This window comes from Paraburkholderia sp., assembly GCF_050742655.1.
Classification (GTDB): Bacteria; Pseudomonadota; Gammaproteobacteria; order Burkholderiales; family Burkholderiaceae; genus Paraburkholderia.
The window spans coordinates 262,097-286,143 of record NZ_JBOIGG010000002.1 but is presented as its reverse complement, the minus strand read 5'-3'; the positions used below and the strand labels follow the sequence as shown (position 1 = coordinate 286,143).

The 24,047-nt window shown below is 63.0% G+C and carries 22 protein-coding genes; 17 read left to right on the top strand and 5 right to left on the bottom strand.

All coding sequences use genetic code 11. The features are described from left to right. The first annotated feature begins 231 nt into the window (after window positions 1–231). From ACREXZ_RS03915 to ACREXZ_RS03855, 13 genes are all read left to right on the top strand, one after another. The gene (locus ACREXZ_RS03915) at window positions 232–1,680 is read left to right on the top strand and encodes an undecaprenyl-phosphate glucose phosphotransferase (protein ID WP_431762720.1); all 1,449 of its coding nucleotides are present in this window, start codon (window positions 232–234) and stop codon (window positions 1,678–1,680) included. A gap of 162 nt (window positions 1,681–1,842) precedes the next feature. Next, window positions 1,843–2,943 carry a polysaccharide biosynthesis/export family protein gene (locus ACREXZ_RS03910; RefSeq protein WP_431762719.1) on the top strand — a complete coding sequence of 367 codons (1,101 nt, stop codon included), beginning with the start codon at window positions 1,843–1,845 and terminating at the stop codon, window positions 2,941–2,943. Then, the gene (locus ACREXZ_RS03905; protein WP_431762718.1) at window positions 2,940–3,389 is read left to right on the top strand and encodes a low molecular weight protein-tyrosine-phosphatase; all 450 of its coding nucleotides are present in this window, start codon (window positions 2,940–2,942) and stop codon (window positions 3,387–3,389) included. The genes ACREXZ_RS03910 and ACREXZ_RS03905 overlap by 4 nt, the downstream gene beginning before the upstream one ends. 75 nt (window positions 3,390–3,464) lie before the next feature. Further along, the gene (locus ACREXZ_RS03900; RefSeq protein ID WP_431762717.1) at window positions 3,465–5,723 is read left to right on the top strand and encodes a polysaccharide biosynthesis tyrosine autokinase; all 2,259 of its coding nucleotides are present in this window, start codon (window positions 3,465–3,467) and stop codon (window positions 5,721–5,723) included. A gap of 20 nt (window positions 5,724–5,743) precedes the next feature. Further along, window positions 5,744–6,922, top strand: coding sequence for a non-hydrolyzing UDP-N-acetylglucosamine 2-epimerase (wecB, locus tag ACREXZ_RS03895; RefSeq protein WP_431762716.1), 1,179 nt, complete (start codon window positions 5,744–5,746; stop codon window positions 6,920–6,922). A gap of 34 nt (window positions 6,923–6,956) precedes the next feature. Continuing rightward, a complete protein-coding gene (gene wecC, locus ACREXZ_RS03890; protein ID WP_431762715.1) occupies window positions 6,957–8,201 on the top strand; it encodes a UDP-N-acetyl-D-mannosamine dehydrogenase in 1,245 nt (414 codons plus the stop codon). A gap of 57 nt (window positions 8,202–8,258) precedes the next feature. After that, a complete protein-coding gene (locus ACREXZ_RS03885; RefSeq protein WP_431762714.1) occupies window positions 8,259–9,575 on the top strand; it encodes a flippase in 1,317 nt (438 codons plus the stop codon). Window positions 9,576–9,584: 9 nt separating this feature from the next. Then, window positions 9,585–10,793 carry a glycosyltransferase family 4 protein gene (locus ACREXZ_RS03880; protein WP_431762713.1) on the top strand — a complete coding sequence of 403 codons (1,209 nt, stop codon included), beginning with the start codon at window positions 9,585–9,587 and terminating at the stop codon, window positions 10,791–10,793. A 19-nt stretch (window positions 10,794–10,812) separates the two neighbouring features. After that, window positions 10,813–11,598 carry a heparin lyase I family protein gene (locus ACREXZ_RS03875; protein ID WP_431762712.1) on the top strand — a complete coding sequence of 262 codons (786 nt, stop codon included), beginning with the start codon at window positions 10,813–10,815 and terminating at the stop codon, window positions 11,596–11,598. Window positions 11,599–11,628: 30 nt separating this feature from the next. Next, window positions 11,629–12,369, top strand: a complete 741-nt coding sequence (locus tag ACREXZ_RS03870; protein WP_431762711.1) for a WecB/TagA/CpsF family glycosyltransferase — start codon at window positions 11,629–11,631, stop codon at window positions 12,367–12,369. An 8-nt stretch (window positions 12,370–12,377) separates the two neighbouring features. Beyond that, the gene (locus ACREXZ_RS03865) at window positions 12,378–13,577 is read left to right on the top strand and encodes a hypothetical protein (protein WP_431762710.1); all 1,200 of its coding nucleotides are present in this window, start codon (window positions 12,378–12,380) and stop codon (window positions 13,575–13,577) included. Beyond that, window positions 13,574–14,104, top strand: a complete 531-nt coding sequence (locus ACREXZ_RS03860) for a serine O-acetyltransferase (protein WP_431762709.1) — start codon at window positions 13,574–13,576, stop codon at window positions 14,102–14,104. Before ACREXZ_RS03865 ends, ACREXZ_RS03860 begins: the two co-directional genes overlap by 4 nt. Window positions 14,105–14,445: 341 nt before the next feature. Next, window positions 14,446–14,721 (top strand): transposase, encoded by a 276-nt coding sequence (locus tag ACREXZ_RS03855; protein ID WP_431762708.1) that lies wholly within the window; start codon window positions 14,446–14,448, stop codon window positions 14,719–14,721. Between the two features lie 31 nt (window positions 14,722–14,752). On the opposite strand, the gene ACREXZ_RS03850 is transcribed toward ACREXZ_RS03855, so the two are convergent. Genes ACREXZ_RS03850 through imuA form a run of 3 tightly spaced genes read right to left on the bottom strand, consistent with a single transcriptional unit; the run spans window position 14,753 to window position 20,019 of the window. Continuing rightward, a complete protein-coding gene (locus ACREXZ_RS03850) occupies window positions 14,753–17,899 on the bottom strand; it encodes an error-prone DNA polymerase (protein ID WP_431762707.1) in 3,147 nt (1,048 codons plus the stop codon). A 4-nt stretch (window positions 17,900–17,903) separates the two neighbouring features. After that, a complete protein-coding gene (locus ACREXZ_RS03845; RefSeq protein WP_431762706.1) occupies window positions 17,904–19,382 on the bottom strand; it encodes a Y-family DNA polymerase in 1,479 nt (492 codons plus the stop codon). After that, entirely contained in the window at window positions 19,312–20,019 is a 708-nt protein-coding gene (gene imuA, locus ACREXZ_RS03840; protein WP_431762705.1) for a translesion DNA synthesis-associated protein ImuA, read from the bottom strand. The genes ACREXZ_RS03845 and imuA overlap by 71 nt, the downstream gene beginning before the upstream one ends. A 123-nt stretch (window positions 20,020–20,142) precedes the next feature. On the opposite strand from imuA, the gene ACREXZ_RS03835 reads away from it, so the two are divergent. From ACREXZ_RS03835 to ACREXZ_RS03825, 3 genes are read left to right on the top strand one after another with little or no spacing between them, the layout of a single operon-like run. Next, window positions 20,143–20,439 carry a hypothetical protein gene (locus ACREXZ_RS03835; protein ID WP_431762704.1) on the top strand — a complete coding sequence of 99 codons (297 nt, stop codon included), beginning with the start codon at window positions 20,143–20,145 and terminating at the stop codon, window positions 20,437–20,439. Between the two features lie 59 nt (window positions 20,440–20,498). Further along, window positions 20,499–20,801, top strand: coding sequence for a hypothetical protein (locus tag ACREXZ_RS03830; protein WP_431762703.1), 303 nt, complete (start codon window positions 20,499–20,501; stop codon window positions 20,799–20,801). A gap of 17 nt (window positions 20,802–20,818) precedes the next feature. Then, window positions 20,819–21,196, top strand: a complete 378-nt coding sequence (locus ACREXZ_RS03825; protein WP_431762702.1) for a hypothetical protein — start codon at window positions 20,819–20,821, stop codon at window positions 21,194–21,196. Between the two features lie 6 nt (window positions 21,197–21,202). Here the strand turns inward: ACREXZ_RS03825 and ACREXZ_RS03820 are convergent, their stop codons facing one another. After that, the gene (locus ACREXZ_RS03820; protein WP_431762701.1) at window positions 21,203–21,727 is read right to left on the bottom strand and encodes an Lrp/AsnC family transcriptional regulator; all 525 of its coding nucleotides are present in this window, start codon (window positions 21,725–21,727) and stop codon (window positions 21,203–21,205) included. A gap of 115 nt (window positions 21,728–21,842) precedes the next feature. Here ACREXZ_RS03820 and ACREXZ_RS03815 point away from each other — a divergent pair, with 115 nt between their 5' ends. Further along, entirely contained in the window at window positions 21,843–22,877 is a 1,035-nt protein-coding gene (locus ACREXZ_RS03815; RefSeq protein WP_431762700.1) for a histone deacetylase family protein, read from the top strand. 219 nt (window positions 22,878–23,096) lie between these two features. On the opposite strand, the gene ACREXZ_RS03810 is transcribed toward ACREXZ_RS03815, so the two are convergent. After that, complete coding sequence (locus tag ACREXZ_RS03810) at window positions 23,097–24,035, bottom strand: AraC family transcriptional regulator (RefSeq protein WP_431762699.1); 939 nt, start codon at window positions 24,033–24,035, stop codon at window positions 23,097–23,099. Between the last annotated feature and the right edge of the window lie 12 nt (window positions 24,036–24,047).

Here is a 24,047-nt window from a genome sequence, read left to right as displayed (position 1 = left end):
CGTGCGGGGGAAGGTGTTGCCGCGCGAAACGCGATTGCAGGTGCAGTACCGCTGCGTCCACACCGCAGCGACAACATTCGAATAAATCGTGCGAGCCGGGAGAGCGGCCGTGCGTCTGTGAAAAAAGAGGAAGAACAGAATGAGCACAGACCGATCGAAACGCAGCATAGCGGCGGCGCGGGGGCGCACGTCGCATGGTTTGACCCGGTATTTGTCCGCACGGGACGCGGCATGAGTACCGTCGATTTCGCTTACGCGCGCCGCAGGGCGCATGGTCACGGTCCCGAGGGTCTGCTTGCGCGCGCAATGGACGTACTGCTGATCGTCGGCGGTGCGGCGGTCGCGGCGCAGGCGCGCTTCTCCGATCTCGCCGTCGCGCATCTCGACGTCGCGTTCGTCGCGTTTGTTGCATCCGCGACGGCCTTCACGCTGACGCTCTTTCCGGTTTTCGGTATCTATCAGTCGTGGCGCGGCCGTTCGCTGCTGAGCCTCGCGAGCCAGATGTCGCTGGCGTGGTTCGTCGTGCAGGGCTGCGCGCTGGTGCTGATGTTTTCGCTGCACCGGATCGATTTCGTGTCGCGGCTGTGGTTCGGGTACTGGACCTGCGTGACCGGCGGCGCGCTGGTCGTGTCGCGGCTCGCGACGCATGCGGTGCTACGCCGTGTGCGGAACGCGGGGCTCAACCTGCGCAACGTCGCGATCGTCGGGTGCGGCGAACATTGCCGCGACGTCGTGCGCAACATTGCCGCGTCGCCTGCCAGCGGCTTTCGTGCGGCGGCCGTGTTCGATGTCGCGCCCATTGCCCCCGTTATGCCGACCCAGGCGTCCGCAATCGCCGGCATACCGACCTTCGACGATCTCGCGCAATTCGTGCGTCACGTGCGCGCCGAAGGCTGGCAGGAGCTATGGCTCGCGTTGCCGCTATCGGAAGAACACACGATGCTGCGGCTCGTCAACGAGTTCCGTGACGACCTCGTCAGCATCCGTTTCATCCCCGACGTCAGCAGTCTCGCGCTGTTCGACAACTGCATGATCGATCTGATCGGCGTGCCCGCGATCAACCTCGTCGCGTCGCCGCTGTCGCCGCACGCGCTCGCGAAGAAGGACGTGTTCGACCGCGTGTTCGCCGCGGCCGCGCTATTCACGCTCGCACCGCTGCTCGTCGCGATCGCTGTCGCAATCAAGCTCACGTCGCGCGGACCGGTGCTGTTCACGCAGCAGCGCAAGGGTGCGGATGGCCGCGTGTTCCGCATCTACAAGTTCCGCACGATGCGCCCGCACGACGAGAAACCCGGTGTGATCACGCAGGCGACGCGCAACGACAGCCGCGTGACGCGCCTCGGTGCGTTTCTGCGCCGCACGAGTCTCGACGAACTGCCGCAGTTCCTCAACGTGCTGCGCGGCGAGATGTCGGTGGTTGGCCCGCGTCCGCATGCGCTCGAACACGACGAGCTGTACCAGAAGGTGGTCAACGGCTACATCCATCGTTACCGGATCAAGCCGGGCATCACCGGCTGGGCGCAGGTAAACGGCTTTCGCGGCGAGACCGATCGCGTCGAGAAGATGCAGGGGCGCGTCGAGCACGACCTGTACTACCTGCGCAACTGGTCGTTTGCGCTCGACATGCGCATCGTCGCGGCGACGATCGCGAAAGGCTTCGTACACGGCAACGCATTCTGACGGACCGATGACCGCGATCGCGCGCGACCTCTCAGCGCCGCGCGAATCGCGACACGACAAAACAGCAAACGATACGGGGTGAACCAGATGGGATTGACGATAACCAACCGGCCTGACGCAGGCCCTCCGCGTAGATGGAGCACGCGGAGCGCGCGAGCGTGCATGCTCGCGGCGAGCCTCGTGCTGTCCGCATGCGGCGTCGCGCCCGGCATGCGGATGATCACGCCCGCGACGCTGCCGGTCACGAGCGGCGATGCGCAGACGCAGCCGACCGACGTGCCGGTGCCGATCGCCGACATCAACACGACGCTGATCCGCCAGCTGCGCGATGCGGCTGCGCAGACCAACACCGAGCAACTGCGCGACCTGTCGGCGGCGCCGGGACCCTACACGATCGGCACCGGCGACGTCCTGCAGATCACGATCTGGGACCACCCCGAACTGACGGCAGCGCTCGGCGCGCAGCCGCAGACCAACGGCCGCCCGTTCGACCCGGCGCTCGGTTTCGTCGTCGACAGCGAGGGCAACGTCCAGGTGCCGTATGCGGGCAACGTGCACGTCGCGGGGTTGCAACCCGACGGCGCACAGCACGCCGTCTTTACGGAACTCGCGAAGGTGTTCCAGAAGCCGCAGGTAACGGTGCGCGTCGCGTCGTTCCGCGCGAAGCAGGTGTACGTGGACGGCGAAGTGCATACGCCGGGCACCGTGCCGATCAACGACGTGCCGATGACGCTGTACGAAGCGGTAAGCCGCGCCGGCGGTTTCAGTCCGAACGCGGACCAGAGCCGCATGGTGCTGGTGCGCGACGGCGTGTCGTATCCGCTGAACCTGTCGCGGATGCTCGAGCGCGACCAGAACCCGTCGAAGATCGTGCTGAAGAACGGCGACCTGCTGCGCGTCGTGTCGCGCGACGAAAACGGCGTGTACGTGATGGGCGAAGTGAACAAGCCCGTGACGGCGATTCCGTTGAAGACCGGCAAGCTCACGCTGAGCGATGCGTTGTCGCAGGCGGGCAGCCTGAACAGCACGAGCGCGGATGCCGCGCAGTTGTATGTGATTCGCGGCTCGACCGACGCGAAGCCGCAGGTGTTCCATCTCGATGCGCGTTCGCCTGTGTCGATGGTGCTCGCAAACCAGTTCGAACTGCAGCCGAAAGATGTCGTGTACGTGGACGGCAACGGCCTCGTGCGCTTCAGCCGCGTGCTGAGCCTGCTGTTGCCGGCGATCAACGCCGGCCTCACTACTGCGATTGTGACGAAATGATCGACCGAATCCTGGTGGTCTGCGAAGGCAACCTGTGCCGCAGCCCGATTGCGCAGGGGCTCCTGCGACGCGAGATGGCGGACATCGTGGTCGCGTCGGCGGGACTGTCGGCGGTGGCCGGTGCGGGAATCGATCCGATCGCCGCCTCGCTGCTCGCGACGCGCGGCATCGATATGTCCGCGCATCGCGCGCGCCGGCTCGACGAGCGGATGTGCCGCGTCGCCGACCTGATTCTCGTGATGGAGCTGGAGCAGAAGCACGCCATCGAACGCTTCTATCCGATCGCACGCGGCCGCGTGTACCGGCTCGCCGAAGCGTACCCGACCGACGTGCCCGACCCGTTCGGGCGACCGCATCGCAGCTACGAATACGCGTTGACGCTGATCGACCACGGCGTGCAGGACTGGACTCAACGCATCGCCCGCCTGTCGTTGAGCAGGAGCTGACATGACCTGTTACGACAACCGCTCCCGCATTCGCCTGTGCCCGTGCACCCGTGCCACGACAAACCTGCCGCGACCATGAACTCTCCGACTATTCACAACCATTTTTCCCGCGATAACCGCGATGCCGATGAGATCGACATCCGCGCGGTGCTCGACGTGCTGATCAAGAACGTGAAGACGATCGTTGCCGTGACGGTCGTTTTCGTGCTGATCGGTGCGCTCTATGCGTTCGTCGCGCGGCCCGTGTACAGCGTCGACATTACCGTGCAGGTGGAAAGCAACGGCGACCTCGCCGGTGCCGCGGCAGGCAACCTGATCGGTGGACTGAGTTCGCTGTTCGACGTCAAATCCACCGACGACGGCGAGATGGAAATCCTGCACTCGCGACTCGTCACCGACAGTGTCGTTAACGATCTTGGCCTGTATATCGACGCGCAGCCGCGCTATTTCCCGTTGCTCGGCTCGTGGGTCGCGCGACACGGCCGCACGCTGTCGCAGCCGGGACTACTCGGCTTCGGTGGCTATGCGTGGGGTTCCGAGCAGATTGCCGTGCGCCAGTTCGACGTACCGAAGGATTTCGAGGAAGACCGCTTCGTCGTCACGGCGCTCGGCGGCAACCACTACCGGCTGTCCGGCAGCGATCTCGATGCGGACGCGACCGGCCAGATCGGTACGCCGCTAAAAGTGCACACGTCTGCCGGCGACATCACGTTGCTCGTGTCGCAACTCGACGGCCACCCGGATGCGCAGTTCGTCGTGAAGCGCTATTCGAAGCTGAAGGTGCTCGACCAGTTGCAGAAGGACCTGACGATCACCGAGAAGGGCAAGGACCAGTCGGGCGTGATCGGCGTTACCTACGAGAATCCCGACCCCGTGCTTGCGGCCGCGGTGCTCAACGAAATCGCCGACAACTACGTGCGGCAGAACGCCGACCGCAAGGCAGCGACAGCGGATAAGTCGCTGCAGTTCCTGAACGCGCAGTTGCCCGACGTCGAACGCGACTTGCGCGTGGTCGAGGACCGCCTTAACGCGTATCAGAACAAGCATGAACTGATCGACCTGAGCGAGCAGGCGAAGGCGGTGCTCACGCAGTCGGTTGCCGCACAGTCGAGCCTGTTCGAACTCGAACAGAAGCGCAAGGAAATGGTCGCGCTGTACACGCCGCAGCATCCCGCGCTGGCCGCACTCGACCAGCAGATCGCCGCGGCCCGAATGAACGTCGATTCGTTCAACGGCTCGATCCAGCGCCTGCCCGATGCGCAGCAGAACCTCGTGCGACTGAAGCGCGACGTGACCGTCGAAACCGATCTCTACGTTGGCCTGCTGAACAGCATCCAGCAACTGCGTCTCGCGACCGCCAGCAAGATCGGCAACGTGCGCGTGATCGATCACGCCGTCGTTCCCGACGAGTCTGTCAAGCCGAAGCGCGTGCTCGTCGTCGCGATCGCCGCCGCGCTCGGTCTGCTGTGTGGCGTCGGCACCGCGGTCGTGCGGGCCGCACTGTTCGGCGGTTTGACTGATCCGATGGACATCGAACGCGACGCGATGTTGAACGTGATCGCGACGATTCCGCTGAGCGTCGCGCAACGCCAGCTGATGCGACCGGGAGAACGCTCCGACCACGTACCGTCGATCCTCGCGCTTGCACGGCCACAGGAGCCTGCCGTCGAAGCGCTGCGCAGCCTGTGCACCGCGCTGCAGTTCACGCTGCTCGAGCGGCCCGAGAACAACATCGTGCTGATGACCGGACCGTCGGTTGGCATCGGCAAGTCGTTCATTTCGGCGAACCTCGCGACGCTGATCGGCCTGTCTAAAAAGCGCGTGCTGCTGATCGACGGCGATTTGCGTCGCGGTCACCTCGCAGCCGATTTCGGCGTGCCGGGACGCGTCGGCTTGACCGACGTGCTGCGCGACGACACAGCGATCGAACAGGCGATCGTTTCCGACATCACACCGAACGTCGATTTTTTGCCGGCTGGACCGCTGATCGCACAACCGGTCGAACTGTTCTCCGCGGGAGGCCTCGCCGAGATTCTCGCGTGGGCATCGCAGCGCTACGACGTCGTGCTGCTCGATGCACCGCCCGTGCTGCCCGTCACCGACGCGACCGTGTTCGCGCCTTACGCGGGCGTCGTGCTGCTCGCTGCGCGTTCGGGGATGACCAGCAATGGCGAGATTCTCGAATCGGTGAAGCGCATCGAACGGGTCGGCGCGAAGGTGACTGGCGTCGTGTTCAACGGCTTCCGGCCAGGCCTGCGCTCGGCGCAATACGGTAACTACGGTGGTTACGCATATCGCGGCAACGAGCAGGAAGCGCAACTAGGCAGTCGGTAAACAGACGAACGGAGCTCATCATGGACATCGGCAGAAAGAAGATTCTCGTGACGTTCGGCACGCGGCCCGAGGCGATCAAGATGGCACCCCTCGTGCACCGGCTGCGAGCTATGGAGCAGATCGACTGCGAAGTGTGCGTGACCGCGCAGCACCGGCAGATGCTCGACCAGGTGCTCGACCTGTTCGCCATCACGCCTGACTACGACCTCGACGTGATGCGCGCCGGCCAGACGCTGACCGACCTGACGGGCCACATGCTCGGCAAGCTTGGCCCCGTGCTCGAAGCGAGCCGCCCGGACCTCGTGCTAGTACACGGCGACACCACGACGACGTTCGCGACGTCGCTGGCTGCGTACTACCAGCGCGTGCCCGTTGGACACGTCGAAGCGGGGCTGCGCACCGGCAACCTGTATTCGCCGTGGCCCGAGGAAGCGAACCGCAAGCTGACCGCCGCGCTGGCTGCGCATCACTTTGCGCCGACCGAAACGTCGCGCGGCAACCTGCTGCGCGAAGGGATTGCACCGGAGCGGATCGTCGTGACCGGCAACACCGTGATCGATGCGCTGCTCGCCGTGCAGGCGCGGCTCGATCGCGAGCGCGATCTAGCACAGCGCCTGCACCGCACGTTTCCGTTTCTCGACGACACGAAGCGGATGATCCTCGTCACCGGACATCGCCGCGAGAACTTCGGCCGGGGCTTCGAAGATATTTGCGCCGCGCTGCTGCGCATCGCCGCGACGCATCCGGAGGTGCAGATCGTCTATCCCGTGCATCTGAATCCGAATGTCCGCGAGCCGGTGAACCGGCTGCTCGGCAACGTGCGCAACATCGTGCTGATCGAGCCGCAGGAGTACCTGCAGTTCGTGTACCTGATGACGCGTGCGTGGCTGATCCTGACCGACTCCGGCGGTATTCAGGAAGAGGCGCCGTCGCTCGGCAAGCCCGTGCTCGTGATGCGCGACACCACGGAGCGTCCCGAGGCCGTTGCAGCGGGCACCGTGCGACTCGTCGGCACTGACGCGCAGCGCATCGCCGATACCGTCGAACGCTTGCTGAACGACTACGACGAATACAACGCGATGAGCCGCGCACACAACCCGTACGGCGACGGCCGCGCGTGCGAACGGATCGCCGCCGCGCTGCCCGCGGCGCTGTGGCCGACCGGCGCCGATGCACCGCAGCCGGTCGCCGTGCACTGAAAACAAAACACAAAAAGCGAAGAGACCACACACCATGTCATTCGAAGTCGTTTCCATCATTGGGCTCGGATATATCGGGCTGCCCACCGCGGCCGCGTTCGCGGCGCGACGCAAGACCGTCGTCGGCGTCGACGTGAACCGCGCGACCGTCGACACGATCAATCGCGGCGAAGTGCACATCGTCGAGCCCGAACTCGACATGCTCGTGCGCGCCGCCGTGACGCAGGGCCATTTGCGCGCGACCACCGAGCCCGAGCCGGCCGACGCATTCCTGATCGCCGTGCCGACGCCGTTCGGCGATGGCCACAAGCCGGACCTGAGCTATGTCGAGGCCGCGAGTCGCGCGATCGCGAGCGTGCTGAAGGCGGGCGATCTGGTTGTGCTCGAATCGACGTCGCCAGTCGGCACGACCGAGAAGGTCGCCGCATGGCTCGCCGAGATGCGACCCGACCTGAGTTTTCCGCAGCAGGCTGGCGAGGCTTCTGACATTCGCGTCGCGCATTGCCCGGAGCGCGTGCTGCCGGGCCACGTGATTCGCGAGCTGGTGGAGAACGACCGCGTGATCGGCGGGATGACGCGCCGCTGCAGCGAGACCGCAGCCGAGCTGTACCAGACCTTCGTGCGCGGCGAATGCGTGCTGACCGACGCGCGTACCGCGGAGATGTGCAAGCTGACGGAGAACTCGTTTCGCGACGTGAACATCGCGTTCGCGAACGAGCTGTCGATCATCTCGGACAAGCTCGACATCAATGTGTGGGAATTGATCCGGCTCGCGAACCGGCATCCGCGGGTGAGTATTCTGCAGCCGGGGCCGGGGGTGGGCGGGCATTGTATTGCGGTTGATCCGTGGTTCATTGTGGATTCGGCGCCGGAGCATGCGAGGTTGATCAGGACGGCAAGGGCGGTGAATGATGAGAAGCCGCATTATGTGGTGGAGCGGGTCGAGCGCGCGGCGAAGCGGTTTCGCGAGCCGGTGATTGCGTGCCTGGGGCTGGCGTTCAAGGCGAACATCGATGACCTGCGCGAGAGCCCCGCGATCGAAATCGTGAGCCAGCTCGCCGACCGTTTCGAAGGACAGGTGATCGCGGTGGAGCCGAACGTCGACGTGTTGCCGCCTTCGCTGGACGGTAAGGTGCGGCTTGGCGAGTTGGCGGGCGCGCTCGCGCAGGCGGATGTTGTTGTGATTCTCGTCGACCACACGCAATTTAGACGGATCGATCCGGTCAGGTTGCAGGCGAAGGTGGTGATTGATACGCGGGGGGTGTTGGCGCATGGTTAGGCCATTACCACCTGCCGACAATTGCGGATGCACGTCGCGAGATCGAAGAGGTGCGGCGTGAACGGCCCGCTTGTGACGGCGCGCATCGAACCGGGTTGCGCTCCCGCAAGCGCGGGACAACGCGTCGGGCGAAACGTGGTCGTCATGGTCGTGACGTTCGTTGTGAACTACCTCGCTGCGTTCGCGACGTTTCCTTACTTGACCCGTGTTTTGGGGCCGGCGCATTTTGGAGTTCTCGCTTTCGGTATGGCAACGGCGGCATACGGAACTGTCCTGACCGAATGGGGCTTCAATCTGAGTGGCCCTAAAGCGGTGGTCGAATGTCGCGATCAACCTCGATTGCTCAATAGCCTGATCTGGTCCATTGCTGGCAGCAAGGCATGTCTTTGCGTTATCGCTTTCGCAGCGCTCGCGGTCGTACTCTGGTTCGACCGGAGAATGGCTTCTTCCGGTGTCGTGATTCTGCTTTGCTGGATGGCTGTGGTCGGCAACGTCTTTACGCTTTACTGGCTTTTTCAAGGCCTTGAGCGCTTCTACCTCATCGCGGCAATGGTATTTGCTAGTCGTCTGGTGATGTTGCCGCTGACATTCTTCCTGGTGCACAAGCCGGACGACGTGATCGCCGCAGCAGCCATTCAATCGGCAGGACCTGTCGCAGGGGCATTCATTTCAATCGGAATCGCATGGCATCTCGGGATGTTGCGAAAACCCGATACCTCATGGAGCGCGATGCGGCAGCGACTCCTGCAAGGCTTCGACATGTTCGTCGCGACCGCCTCTGTCACGCTTTTTGGTGCCGCTAATACGGTCATTCTGGCTTCGCTAGCGGGTCCTTATCAGGTGGGTCTTTATGCCGCGGCGGACAAGCTCAGGACGGTCGGCAATCTGATCCCGACGCAGCTTACGGCGGTGCTTTATCCGCGCGTTTCCGGCCTGTTCATGGAAAACCGGCACGCTTCAGCGAGACTGACCTTGATCGGAGCGACGGTTACCGTAGTTGCATCCGTGGCGAGCGGTCTGTTCTTTTTTCTGCTGTCGGCGCCGCTAACGCGATTGTTTCTAGGTGGCGAGTATCAAGGCGCTTCGCCGGTTCTCTCCATTCTGTGCTTCTCCGCGATGTTCGGAAACCTTTCGTACCTGCTGGGTTTGCTGGTGCTCGTGCCTTTCGGCGAGGGACGGAAGCGCTCGCTGGTGACACTGATTGCTGGATGCTTGAACGTCGTTCTCGCGCTGACGCTGATTCCGCGTTTAGGCGCGGAAGGTGCGGCGTGGTCATTTCTTATCGCCGAACTGGTGGTTCTGGCTGCCTATGGCATCTCGATCGTGCGTCGTGAGCAATCGAGCCGCTACTTTTCCCACCTGCTGGACGGATGAGGTCACGCAATGTCCGATCGAAACGTCAGCCTGTCTGATGCCACGTGCGAAGTGACGCCGGGAGGCAGCCTCCGCGAGGGCGTGAGCGAACGTCCTCTGCAAGTGGCGGGGCAACACCTGATCCGGGTGCTTCACGTGGGGCCGGGCCATGGACAACGCGGTGGTATCGCCTCCGTGCTGGAAGAACTCGCGTCGTTTGAGAACCTGGCCCGCGAAGGAGGCTTGTCATTTTCGTTCTTCGAGACACATGGTTTTGGAAGCCTGCGTCACGCCCTCAGATTCCTGCTGCGGGATATTCCGCGCTTTGCGCTGGCCGCGATGCGAGGAATCGACATCGTGCATTTTCATGTTTCCGTACGAGGCTCTTTTTACAGGAAGTGGTTGCTTTTCCTCATAGCCAGAATGAACGGCAAGAAGACGATCTTTCATCTTCACGCGGGCAACTTCCGTCACTTCGAGGGCGAATCAATGAAGGTCGTCAGGCAGGCGATATCGTGGTTTATTCGACGTGCGGATGCGACGGTGGCTGTATCGACAGCGATCGCAGATGAATTGAGAGCGCTTGGTGCCAACCCTGGAACGCTTCACATAGTTGGCAATACCGCGTACCCGGCTGAGTCGATTTCGAATCGAACGATGGCTAGCGATGACTGTGTCGTCGACCCCTATATCGCTTTCGCAGGGCGCTTGACGAAGGAGAAGGGACTGGATGATCTGCTCAAGGCGATCGCGATGCTAGGCGCTCAAGGATGTTTCGTCCGCTTGAGACTGGCAGGTAGCGGAGACGTCGCACATTGGTCGCAGGTGGTGCGCGAACTCGGAATCGACGACCGCGTAACGTTCGTTGGATGGTTGAGTGGTGCAGAAAAATTGAAGTTCTACCGCAATGCGCAAGTGTTCTGCATGCCGAGTCACTACGAGTCGTTTGGCATCACGACGCTGGAGGCGATGTTCTCCGGTGTGCCTGTTGTAGGAACAAGGCTTGGCGGATTCCTGGATCTCGTCGAGGAAGGCGTCACAGGTTATCTGGTGGAGGCACACGATTGCGTTGCGCTGGCAACGCGTATTCGCTCGTTGATCGAAACACCTACGCTCGCCGCTTCGATGGGAAAGGCGGCACTCGCGCGAGCTAGTAAGAACTATTCGAGAAATTCGATCATTGCTCTGTATATCGACTGCTATCGGCTGCTGGCCGGAAACCGGGGATGTTATGAATAGTAGGTTAGCGCGACGATACGTGGCGCTTGCGGGCTTTGCCTGTCTGGTTGCAGCAATTGCAGGCTCGGTTGCGCAGGCCCAGACGATGGCGCCAAGCCCATCTCTGCAGGCCATATCGGCGTCCATGCGGACGATCTATGAATGGGACTGGCAGCGTGGTGTAGACCCACGTATGGGTGTGCAGGCGAATCCCGGTGATATCTCGGTTATCGACGATCCGGTAAGGCACGGGCACAAGGTCATGCGCGCAACGATCGATCGAGGAGAGAATTTCTCGCATATCGCCAATGGCGTCGCACGAGCCGAGGTGCTGTTTCCTGCGCCCGTGAGATTCGCGCAAGGAGGTGACTATCTGATCGAGTGGAGTACGTATTTGGCACCGAATTTCGCGTTCGACTCGAAGCAATTGATGATCATCACGCAAATCCATCAAGGCTCGCGGAAAGGCGGTCCTGCCGTAGCGCTCACGCTGTTGGGGACGCGTTACGCGATTTCCGAACATGGTGGCGCTGAACACAAGAATGTGTCTGCTGCCCAGTGGCTTTGCTGCGCGGATACCGATCGCGGGAAGTGGGTGCGCTGGGCACTGCACTATGTTCCGGACGAAACCGGCAAGCATGCGGTTGCCGAACTCTATAAAAACGATGCACTGGTTTTTACTGCGACGCATGCCGCAAACGCTTACCCCGATGCACAGGACGCGTACTTCAAACTGGGACTCTACAAACCGGACTGGTATTTGCAGCCGACGGACGTGAGCAGCAGCACCGTGCTTTACGGAGCTGTTCGTATTTCGCAGCGCTGAGATGAAAAAACTACCGGATTCGAGAATGCCATGAAGCGAATTGAACTGTTTGGTTGCCCGATGGATGCCGTCACGATGGACGAGACGGTCGCGTGGATATCGACCCGTATTGCCGAGAAGCAGTTCACACAGCATGTCGTTGTGAACGTGGCCAAGCTAGTGAACATGCAGACTGACTCGGAACTGGCGGCGTCGGTTCGCGCCTGCGATATCGTCAATATCGACGGGATGGGTGTCGTCTGGGGAGCACGCTGGTTAGGACACGATGTACCTGAGCGGGTGACCGGGGTGGACCTCTTTGGGCGACTGCTTGCAGACGCTGCACAGAAAGAGTTTCCCGTATTTCTTCTCGGCGCAACCGAAGTAGTCGTTCGGCGCGCGGCGGCTGAATGCTTGCAACGATACCCGGGCTTGCGGATGGCAGGCTATCACCATGGGTATTTCTGGAACGACGAGCAGGCAATCGTACGGCGGATTCACGAGTCGGGGGCGCGCATGCTGTTCGTCGCGATCGCATCGCCGATGAAAGAGGTTTTTATCAACCGTTGGAAATCAGAGCTTGGCGTGGACTTCGTCATGGGTGTCGGCGGAACATTCGACGTGGTCGCAGGGAAAGTGCAGCGCGCTCCTGTCTGGATGCAGAACTACGGGATGGAATGGCTGTTTCGTGTCGTTCAGGAACCGGGGCGGATGTGGAAGCGCTATCTGTTCACGAACAGCAGATTCGCGTTGATGCTGGGAAAGGCGTGGGTCAGCCTTCATCAACGGTAGGTGTCGCTATGGAAATGCCATTGAATACGGCAGTAAACGCACGCGCCCGTTATAGGGTGGAAAAGCCGCGCCATCTCAATCCGCTACTGCTATTTCTCGTGGTCTACGCAGCCTACAACCTGTTGGGGTTGATCGATACGCCGTGGATCGTCTCGGGTAAGTACGACAAGACCCTTGGATGGAGCCTCTTTCTGGTGGGACTGGCGGGTTATCTGACAGGGTGTGCGGTGTTTGGTCTGAGAGGGCGGATCGTCGTGGATCAGAGGATCAAGCCGAGAACGTCGAAGCAGTTGTCGGTCTTTCTGCTCTTCATCTTCGTGTGCTGCCTTGCGGTCGCTGTTATTACCAGTCACGGGCTGCCGCTATTGATGGGCGAGTCGCGTTTCGAGAATTCCGCGCTTGCGTCCAACCTCGCACCGCTTTATGGATTCTGGCTGATGGTAAGAATAATTTCCGACCGCGAACATGGACGGAAAATCGGCCTGATTCAACCGGTGATCTATGTCGTGGGCATCCTGATGCTGGGATATCGATCGCCGGTTCTTGTCTTCGTCGGGAGCTACTACGTCTATATGGTGGTATTCAAGCTGTCTGGTCGCAAGACGGTGCTGGTCAGCCTGCTGGTTGCCGCGTTGGTGTTTGGATTTTCCGCAACGTTTGCATTGGTGCGGGTCGCGCAAAATTACGACGTCGGGCACTTCTTCAAGAATGTCGATTTCCGGTTCATTGCGCACCATGCCTATCTGTTGCCGATGGCTCCGGCACTCTCCATGTTCGACTTCAGCCAGAACACGATAGCGACAGTGGGGCAGGTATTGCATGATCCTATGTATGGTGAGTTGTTCCTCAGCAACTATGCGACATTCTTGCCTGGCCGACACTGGGGCGCGCGCAACATCATCGGTGATCTGACTGGAGCCCGCTGGATCGGCGGACGTCCAATGAGCATTACGCCGACACTGCAGGGAGCACTCTATGTCGACTTCGGCCATGTGGGTGTCTTCTTTGGTTTCCTGGCTGCGGCGTTCGTCATTGCGAAACTCTACACCTATGCTGCGAGACGGGGCGTGCTCGCGAAGTTCAGCTTTTGCTATTTAATGACATCGATGTTGATAGCCATCCATTCCGGCTATTGGGACGTGAGCTTCGTCTTCTTTTTGTTCTTCCTGTTTTTGATAAGAGTATTTGACGGACTGAAGAAGCTGTGATCGCAATTTTGTTGCAATTACTGATGTGTGCTGGCATTGGAGCGAAGATTTACCGGACCTCGAATCTGCTGTATCGCTTCAGGGTGCCGTTTTTCCCCTGGTTTCTTAAGGTGGCGAACCGGATCTTGTTCTCAGTTTCGCTTCCGCCATCGGTACAGGTCGGGAGAAATGTGACGTTCGGATATCAGGGTCTCGGCATCGTCGTGCACAGACAGGCGGTACTGGGAAACAACATCACGATTGCTCCGAATGTCGTGATTGGTGGACGAGGGCGCGCAGGCGCTCCGGTCATCGAGGACGATGTACTCATCGGTGCAGGAGCATGTATCCTGGGGCCTGTAACCGTTGGTCGAGGTGCCCGAGTGGGCGCGAACGCGGTGGTCATGTTCGACGTTCCTGCCGGTGCGACTGCGGTGGGCATTCCTGCACGTATCGTTCGAAGTGGCGGCTGCATGCCCGCGTTCGAGGATCGGAAGAAACGAAGCGATGAGCGTGTCGATTCTGATATCGGAGATGAACACCACTAACGGCCGTGCCCCGAAAAGGCGCGAACCGCGTCGAACAGATGGCTTCGAATAACCGCACTTTGTCGTGTACTCTCCGACGCACATGTGCGTTGTAATAGACCGTAAGCGACGTCGTTACTTATCGCGTGCATATTCCGGATGACATCGCTTTTTGCCAACTAACATTGAACCGTACGACCTCATGAGCAACTCCGTCGCCTTCGCCGCACTCATCTGCGGCGCGGCAAACGGTGTCTCTAGCAGAGTACCCGCCGACTAACCCCGGCAAGTAACCCGCGCACACCGCCGCCTCACTTCGCGATGCGCCAGCGTTGAATTTCTTACAAGCCCCCATAAGTGCCGTGATTGAAATTCCCTTGCCGGACGCGGACTGGATGCGCGTCAAACATCTCTTCGTCACGCCGGAACCCACCGCATCGCGCGGCCGTCCGCGCCGCGATGCCCGTCCGCTGCTCAATGCGATTCTCTGGGTGCATCAGCATCATGAAAAATGGCATCGCCTGCCCACTCATTTCCCGCCGCAGCAGACCTGCTACGCGAAGTACATCGCGTGGCGGCGTGCAGGCATCCTGCAACGCGTCGCCGAGATTCTCGAAATCGAACCGTTCGATCCGTGACCCATCATGCCGATGAAGCACGCAGGCCAGGCTAATGAAAATTCCGCGTAACCGTCGTCAGGCCGCCGAGCAGATGCGACAGGTCGACGAGGCGTTGCGCGACCAGATGCCGCACTTCGCCTTCGCACTGCCACGTGCCGTACACCGCGAGCAGCGACGCGCCCAGGGTTTCCTTGCGCTGTCGTTCGAGCAGGCTCGGCCAGATGATTACGTTCACGTTGCCGGTCTCGTCTTCGATCGTGATGAAGATCACGCCCTTCGCGGTGCCCGGCCGCTGTCGCACGGTCACGATGCCGCAGCCGCGCGCCAACTGTCCGTTGCGGTAATGGCGCAACGTCTCGGCCGTCATCAGCCGTTGCGCGCGTAGCGTGGAGCGCAGCAGCGCGACCGGATGGCGTTCGAGCGTGAGCCCGATCGTGTGGTAGTCGCCGACGATGTTCTCCGCCTCGGACGGCGCGCCCAGCCACGGCATCTCGTCTTCCACGCGCGCCGCGGCGAGCATGTCACGATCGGGTACGGCCGCGACCGAGCGCCATAACGCCTCGCGACGATGGCCCGCAAGCTGCGCGAGCGCATTCGACCCGGCCAGCACCTGCAGATCGTGCCGGTCGAGCTGCGCGCGTCGCGCGAGATCGACGACGCTAGTGAACGGCCGCACCGCGCGCGCATTCTCGATGCGCTCCGCGGCGCCGTCGCGCATGCCGCGCACGATCGACAGCCCGAGCCGCACAGCCGGTCTCGGCGCGCCGATCGATTCGAGCGTGCTGTCCCAGCCGCTCACCGTCACGTCGGGCGGCAGCACTTCGACGCCATGCCGCTGCGCATCCTGCACGAGCTGCGACGGCGAATAGAAACCCATCGGCTGGCTGTTCAGCATCGCAGCAAGAAACGCCTCCGGCTCATGACACTTGAGCCAGCTGCTCGTGTACACCAGCAGCGCGAAACTCGCCGCATGACTCTCCGGAAACCCGTACTCGCCGAAGCCCTTGATCTGCTCGAAAATCGCGTCGGCAAACGACTTCTCGTAGCCACGCGCAAGCATGCCATTGACGATCTTGTCGTAGTACTTCTGCAGATTGCCCTTGCGTTTCCACGCGGCCATCGCGCGGCGCAGTTCGTCGGATTCGCCCCGTGTGAAACCTGCAGCGATGACGGCGATCTGCATCACCTGCTCCTGGAAGATCGGCACGCCGAGCGTACGTTCGAGCGCGACTTTTAGTTTTTCGCTCGGGTAGCTGACGGTTTCGATCTTCTGCCGGCGCCGCAGGTACGGATGCACGGCGCCACCCTGGATCGGCCCCGGCCGCACGATCGCGACTTCGATCACGAGGTCATAGAACGTTTGCGGCCGCAGTCGCGGCAGCATCGACATCTGCGCGCGCGATTCGATCTGGAATACGCCGATCGTGTCGGCGCGGCAGATCATCTCGTAGGTGCGGGGATCTTCGGTGGGAATGTCCTGCATGTGGAAACGTTCGCCGCGCCGCTCCGACACGAGGTCGAGCGTGCGGCGGATCGCGGACAGCATGCCGAGCGCGAGCACGTCGATTTTCAGCAGCCCCAGCGATTCGAGATCGTCCTTGTCCCACTGGATCACGCTGCGCTCGGGCATCGCGGCGTTCTCCACCGGGACGAGCCGCGTGAGCTTGCCGCGGCTGATCACGAAGCCACCCGAATGCTGCGACAGATGCCGCGGAAACCCGAGCAGCTGCGATGCGAGCGACGCCCATGCCTGGATCAGCGGCGTGTTCGGGTCGAGCCCGGATTCTTCGAAGCGCTTCAGCAGTTCGGCGCCGGTGTCGAACCAGTGATGCGTCTTCGCGACCGCATCGACGATCTGCGGATCGACGCCGAGCGCCTTGCCGGTTTCGCGCAACGCGCCGCGCGGCCGGTAGGTGGACACCGCGGCCGCGATCGCGGCCCGGTCGCGGCCGTACTTGCTGTAGATGTACTGGATCACTTCCTCGCGCCGCTGATGCTCGAAGTCGACGTCGATGTCGGGCGGCTCGCCGCGCTCGCGGCTGATGAAGCGTTCGAACAGCAGGTTGCCGCGCGCGGGATCGACCTCGGTGATGCCGAGGCAATAGCAGACCGCGGAGTTCGCCGCGGAGCCGCGCCCCTGGCACAGGATGTTCTGGCTGCGCGCATAGCGGACGATGTCGTAGACGGTCAGAAAATACGGTTCGTATTCGAGATCGGCGATGAGTTCGAGTTCGTATTCGATCTGCTGCTGCACGTCATGGGGAATGCCCGCCGGAAAGCGCAGATGCGCGCCGATGTAGGTTTCCTGCCGCAGCCACGCGCGCGGCGTGTAGCCGTCGGGGACGATCTCGCCCGGATATTCGTAGCGCAACTGGTCGAGCGAGAACGCGCAGCGCGCCAGCATGGCGACGGTCTCGCCGAGCGCGTGCTCCGGGTACAGATTCGCGAGCCGCAGCCGCGAGCGCAGATGCTGTTCGGCGTTCGGCGCGAGCGCGTAGCCGCATTCGTGCACGGGACGGCCGGTGCGGATCGCGGTGAGCGTGTCCTGCAGCGGCTTGCGCGAGCGCACGTGCATCACGACGTGGCCCAGCGCGACGACCGGCACGCCATGGCGCTGCGCGATGTATTCGATGGCGCCTCGATGGATGTCGTCCATCGCGCGCTGATGCAGGATCAGTCCGCACCATGCGCGGCCCGGAAAAGTCTCGTCGAGCCATTCGAGTTGCGCGTCCAGTTTCTCTTCCTGTGCGGGAAACTCGGGCACCAGGATCGCGAGGCAGTCGGGCATGCCACGCAGGTGGCCGTACTCGGGCTCGGGTCGCGACAGGTCTTGCGGCGTGAGCCGGTATTCGCCCTTCGGTGCGCGGGTGCGCGCGAGCGTGATCAGCTCCGACAGATTGCCGTACCCCTCGCGATTCTGCGCGAGCAGGATCAGTCCGAACGCAGGCGAGCCGTCCGCATGAACGAGCCGGAAATACGAGCCGATGACGAGCGGCAGGCTGGCCGCCTTTGCCGCCACGTGCGCGCGCACAGCACCCGCGAGCGAGCATTCGTCGGTGATCGCGAGCCCCGCGTAGCCGAGTTGCACGGCGCGCTCGACCAGTTCCTCGGCATGCGATGCGCCATGCAGGAACGAAAAATTCGACAGGCAGAACAACTCGGCATACGCCGGCAACGGACGGAAGGACGGTTCCATCGCATCATCCGAAGAGTCCGTGCAGGAACCAGTGCGGCTCCTTGCCGTCGCGACTGCCCGTGCGCTCGCGATAGATCCAGTAGCACGACTGGTCGTCAGCCTGGGCGACGAAGTAGTCGCGCGAGACGAGTTGTCCGTCGAACCAGCCGGCCTCGATGCGCTCGCCGGGCGACACCATCTTCAACGGCGAACCGTAGAATGGCCGCTCTTTACGCATCAGCAACTGCACCGGGGTTTTCAGCAACCACGTGGGGCGCGGCAATCCGGCCGGCATTGGAATGCCCTGCATACCCGATGGCAGAGCGTAGCCGAGCGGTACCCAGCGATTGGCGATTTCCGGCCGGTGATCGGGGAGCGGTGCGGGGCGCAGCACGTTGTCTTCACCGAGGCGCGCCACCAGCAATTCGACGAGCCGCGCGTGATCTTCCGCCGAGCCACCGGGCTCGGGAAAGAGCGTAGTCGAAGCGGGCGTGGCGGCCTGCACCTGCGACGCGTCGAGCCGCAGCGCGATGACGGGCGCCGCGAGTTCGACGCGCGCGAGCCGTTCGCGGATCAGCCGGACCAGATGCTCTTCGTGCCAGGTGGGCTCGCCGAGCGCGATGTCGATCGCGGTGGGCGCAATGGCCTGCCGGCCGCGCTCGTGTTCGAGCAGCAGTTGCACGCCGGTGACCGCCAGCTGTTTCGCGCACAGCCAGCCGCACATCTGCACGAGCAGCCGGTGCGCGGCGAAGAGCGCGCCCTCGGTGTGCTCGAGGCGGTCGGGCAACTCGATGCGCGCAGAAAAGGCGGGCGGCAGTTCGAGCCAGTCGAACAGTTCGGGCGCGGTGCCGAAAGCGCGGTCGAGCGAATCGAGCAGATGCTCGCCGCAGCGGCGTTGCAGACCCGCGCGCGGCAGCCTGCGCACGTCGGCGATCGTCGCGCAGCCGAGCCCCGCGAACCAGTCGGCGAACGGCCGCACCTCGGCGATCGATTCGAGCGGCAGCGCGGCGAGCCGCTGTTCGAGCGAGCGCATTTTCAGGAGCCGGCGATTGCCGTGCTTCGCGAGCAGCCATGCGCCCTGGCCGGTCGGCGCGAGGCTTACGCGCGCGCTGAAGCCGAGCGTGGCGAGCAGCGCTTTCGTTTCGCGGCACAACCGCAGCACGCCGCCGAACAGCCGCAGGCTTGCGCTGACGTCGACGATCACCGTAGCCTCTTCGGCCAGCGCGACCTCGGGCGAGAACTTCATCAGCGCGACCGCGACGGCCTGTTGTGCGTCGGCTTCGCGTGCCGGGTCTCGCTCGAACATCTCGACGCCGGGTTCGAGCGTCAGCACGCCGCCGCGCTTCATGCCGGGGCGAATGCCGGCCGCGCGCGCGGCCCGGCTGGCGACGAGCACGCGGTCCTGCTCGAGTACCGCGCAGCCGTGCGCCGGCTCAGGCAGCCACTTCGGCCTGAAGACTTCGAGCTGCAACCGGGGCAGGTGAACGGCGAGCAGTGCGCGCATGACGGGAAAGCAGAACGGGTGTGGGTTGAAGGGGAAGCGGCAGCGGGTCCGTGCGCAACGGCCCTCGTCGCTTGACTATGTCGACGGCGAGGCCCTCGCTGGTGGCCCGCAGCGCGAGCCGCAGCAGCGCGGGCGAGGTATCGGCCGCGGCGGCGAGTGGACGCACCGCCACGAAGAACGTGTCCGACGACTGCGCGGCCAGATGGAGCCGCCGCAGCGACGACACCGGCACGCGCTCTATCCACAGCAGCAACGCGCCGCAACTGCCGGCGCGGAGGATCTGCTCGGCGGCCCACAGCGCGTCGCCGGTGGTCTTCGCGTTGAGCTGCATCAACTGTTTGAGCGGCAGGCCGATGTAGTCGAGCCCGGGCCCGTTCGGCAAGTGGGGCGGCTGGACCAGCGCAATGGGCCGCCCGCCGGCTGCGCCAAGCGCTGGGCTCAGCAGCCGCATTTCGCCGACTCCCGGCTGCTGCACCAGCAGATCGACCAGCGCACCGACCGGCCAGCCGCCGCCGGGCAGTTCCGCGGACAGCGCCGCATAGCCGGTGTCGAGCGTGCGCGCGGTGTGGCGCGCAAGCTGCGACGCCCGCCAGAGCGACGGGTGTAGATCTTCCGGATGGGGGGCGGGTGAGGGCATCGGCTGGTTGCAAAAATCACTGTATATATGTACAGTATCCTACACCGAAAACGGAAACGGCAAATGGGTACTTCGCGGTACTTTTTTTAGCCGAATGGCTGTATCGGAAAAGGAGTCGTCGCCATGAACGCTTCTGCCTGCAAGTTGGTTTTCACGCCTGCTGTGGTTCATCCGATGCCGGAAACGGCCGCGTTCATCGCGCGGCTCAAGGCGGCGTTCGGCGCAGTGGAAATCGACGCGTCGATCCAGCGAGGCAAGGCCGGCGAGGCGACGTTTCATGCGGTTGAGAACGGTCACGAGGCCGGCACGGCCAGCGCACCGGCAAACAGCTGGGCCGTGGACGACACACTGCGAAACCGGCACTACTGCGCGGGCTGCGATGGCCGGTGCGTCGGTACCGCCAAATCGTGCACGCGCTGAATCACGAACATCACGAACCACGGAGCCATGGCAATGGCAATGGCAACGGAGAGCGAATCATGAATGCCCGCGCGCTTGCGCTGACAGCACTGTTTTTCGGCGTGGCTACAGCCGCCCACGCACAGACGTATGTCGAAATCTGGAATCCGCCGGAGGCGCGTGCGCATCCGCCGGTGCGTCATGGGGTGAGTGGTGTTAGGCCGAAGACTGTCGCCCAGGCGCCGCGTCTCGCGAAGCGGGTGACCGAGCCTGCACGCGCCGGCGAATCTACCGCGGCCGCCGCCATGCAACCGAAAAAGACCGGTGGCTTGCCGGTCCTGCCGCGCAAGATCGGCCCGGACGGCCGCGTGCTGCAGGTCTGACGGTTATCGCCACACCCATGACCATACACATCGACGAAAGCACGAATGAACGCACAGACGACGCGCTGACCACCCACGCCATCGCGAACCTGCTGTGCTATCTCGCGGTGAGCGAACTCGCGGCGGCCGTGCTGCACGACACGCCGTCCACCGACGCGCATCGGGTCGAATCCGCGCGCATCTGGCTCGCGCGCCGTTCGCTCGACGCGGGCTGGCTCGAACGCGTGACGCTCGCCCGCAAGGCACGCCGTATCGCGAGGCAGTTGCATGGTGCGCAGACGTGGTCTGCCGCGCAGTTGCAGCCGGCCAACCTGTTCATCGACGCGACCACCGCGAACCCGGCCGACCCGATCGTCGCGCAGGTATGGCGCGCGTGCGTGGACGCTACGGCCTGACGTAGCTCATGAACGTCGCCCCGGCCGTGACAGATCGTCGGGCACCGGCACGTGGCTCGTCGACTTCACCTCGCGCAACGCTAGACTCGACTGGATCGACGCGACCCCAGGCTGCTTGCGCAGCACACGTTCGACGAAATCGCCGTAGCTGTCGAGATCGGCGGCCAGCACCTGCAGCAGATAATCCGCGTCACCGGTCACCTTGTGGCACGACAGCACTTCCGGCAGTTTCGCCACCGCCTTTTCGAAGCGGTCCGGCGCGTTGTCGCCATGCGACTGGAAGCGCACGTGCACGAACGCGAGCACATCGAAGCCGAGCCGCCGCCGGTCCAGATTCGCCTGATAGCCGCGGATCACGCCTTCGTCCTCCAGACGCTTTCTCCTTCTCCAGCACGGCGTCACACTGAGCGCGAGACGTTCGCTCAACGCCGCGTTCGACAGCCCGCCGTCTTCCTGCAACAGACGCAGCATCGCGCGATCGGTGGCGTCGAGGGTCGCGTCGAGTCGGGCGGGAGGGCGATTCGTTCTCATGGATTCGTATCGGTAGTCTGTTCGTGCGAAAAGTGTAGGGTCGGGTAGATCGAAAAGCAAACAAAGTGCGGAAAGAGCTCGATACACTGTGCGTTCGACCTCGCAGGGACCTGACATGCTTACCGTATTCAGCGAAGCGCATCGTTTGCACTACGGCATCGAGCTTAAAGACGGCCTGATCGCCAGATCGTTTGAAAACCCGCAGCGCGCGGAGACCGTGCTTGCCCGCGTGCGCGCGACCGGTCTCGGCGACGTGATCGGCGAGCGGCAGTACGACCGCTCGCACTACGTTGGCGCGCACAGCGACCGCTACGTGCGCTTTCTCGAAACGGCCTGGGACGAATGGTCCGCGACCGGCCGCACGCACGACGCGTTGCCGCTGGTCTGGCCGGTGCGTAACTTGCGCGACGATATCGAACCCGCGTTCATCGACGGCAAGCTCGGCTACTACGCCATGGACGCCGGCTCGCCGATCGCAGCGCACACATGGGAGGCGGTGCGCGCCAGCGCGAACGTCGCGCTGACCGGTATGGACGTCATATCGGCCGGCGCGCGTGGCGCGTTCGCGTTGTGTCGTCCGCCTGGGCATCACGCGGCGCACGAGTACATGGGCGGCTATTGCTATCTCAACAACGCGGCGATCGCTGCGCAACGTGGGCTCATGCAGGGCGCGGAGCGGGTCGCGGTGCTCGACGTCGATTTTCATCACGGCAACGGCACGCAGGACATCTTCTACGATCGCGCCGACGCGATGTTCGTTTCACTGCACGGTGACCCGAGCGTGTCGTTCCCGTACTTCTCCGGTTTCGCCGACGAACAGGGAAGCGGCGACGGGCTCGGCTTCAACGCGAACTATCCGCTGCCGAAGGGTACCGACTGGCTCCGCTATCGCGACGCGCTCGCCGATGCGGGGCGGCGTCTCGCAGCCTATGCGCCCGATGTGCTCGTCGTGTCGCTCGGCGTCGATACGTTCGAAGGCGATCCGATCAGCCACTTCGCGCTGACCACCGGCGATTTCGTGCGCCTTGGCGAAGCGATCGCGGTGCTCGGTATGCCTACTTTATTTGTGATGGAAGGCGGCTATATGGTCGACGAGATTGGGACGAATGCGGTGAATGTGTTGATGGGGTTTGAGGGGCGGGTGGGGTGAGGCGGTGTTGCCTCAGCCCAGAAAGTGAAAACTGTGCCAGTAGTCAGTCAGTTAAAAATCGTCGTCTCAGATACGGCAAAAAAACCGGTTGATTCGATGGGTTGCATCGCTAGCCGGCGGGGCTTCTCCGGTACGCGACTCGTTCGTCATCTCTCAATGGAAACCGCCGGGACAATCGCGAAGGGGTTCCATTTCTGCGCCCGCACGACTCCCGCGCCTTCACAACTGCGCCGCAGAAGCGCCGGTTTTCGAACGACTGGCCATCGAGCGGCGGTAGAAAATCGGCGAGACCCCACGAGCCAGCTTGAACGCGCGACTGAATGAAAATTCGGACTGGTACCCCACGCGCGACGCGATTTCGCTGAGCCGCTGATCCGTTTCCTCAAGCAACTGCGCAGCAATTCCCATTCGCCAGCGGGTCAAATAACTGTGGGGTGGCTCACCTACCAGATCGCTGAAGTGGCGCGCGAACGCAGCGCGCGAAAGACCCGCTTCGCCGGCGAGTTCCTCCAGGGTCCACGTGCGTTCGGGCGCTTCGTGCATACGTGCGAGTACCCGCGCCAGGTGTGGCGAGCGTACTGCCGAAAACCAGTCTTTTGCGGTGAGCGAAGCGGCGCCGGCCCAATCGCGCATGAAGTAGACGAACAAGGACGAGAGCAGGTTACGGACCACAATCTGGTTGCCGAAGTTAGGTGTTTCCACCTCGTTACGGAGCATCCGCAGGGTATCGCCCAGCGCCGAACATCCGGGCTCCATCCCTGCATGGAGCAACACGGCTCGTGGCAGGGCCCGCAGGGCAGGAAGGGCCAGGTGCCGGTCCATATCGAACTGACCGCAAATCAGCGTGACGGCCTTCGGATCGCGATCGACTACACCATCGCGTTTCGCCAGGAACGTCTCCAGCGATACGGATTTGCCCCGCGCCGAATACGCCACTTCATGTGCACCGCCACGCGGAAACAAGACCAGTGCACCGGCCTGCAATTCCATGACGTCCACACCCGCTTGACGCACGAAGGCACGTCCTTCCGCCACGAAATGGAACACCACCGCGTCGCGTTGCTGGACCGAAAATCCCCAAGGGCCTGCCACGCGTGTGCGCACCAGTACCAGGCCATCGGCGCGAACTGCTTTCAACCAACCGTTCAATGCATACATGGTTGCATCTTG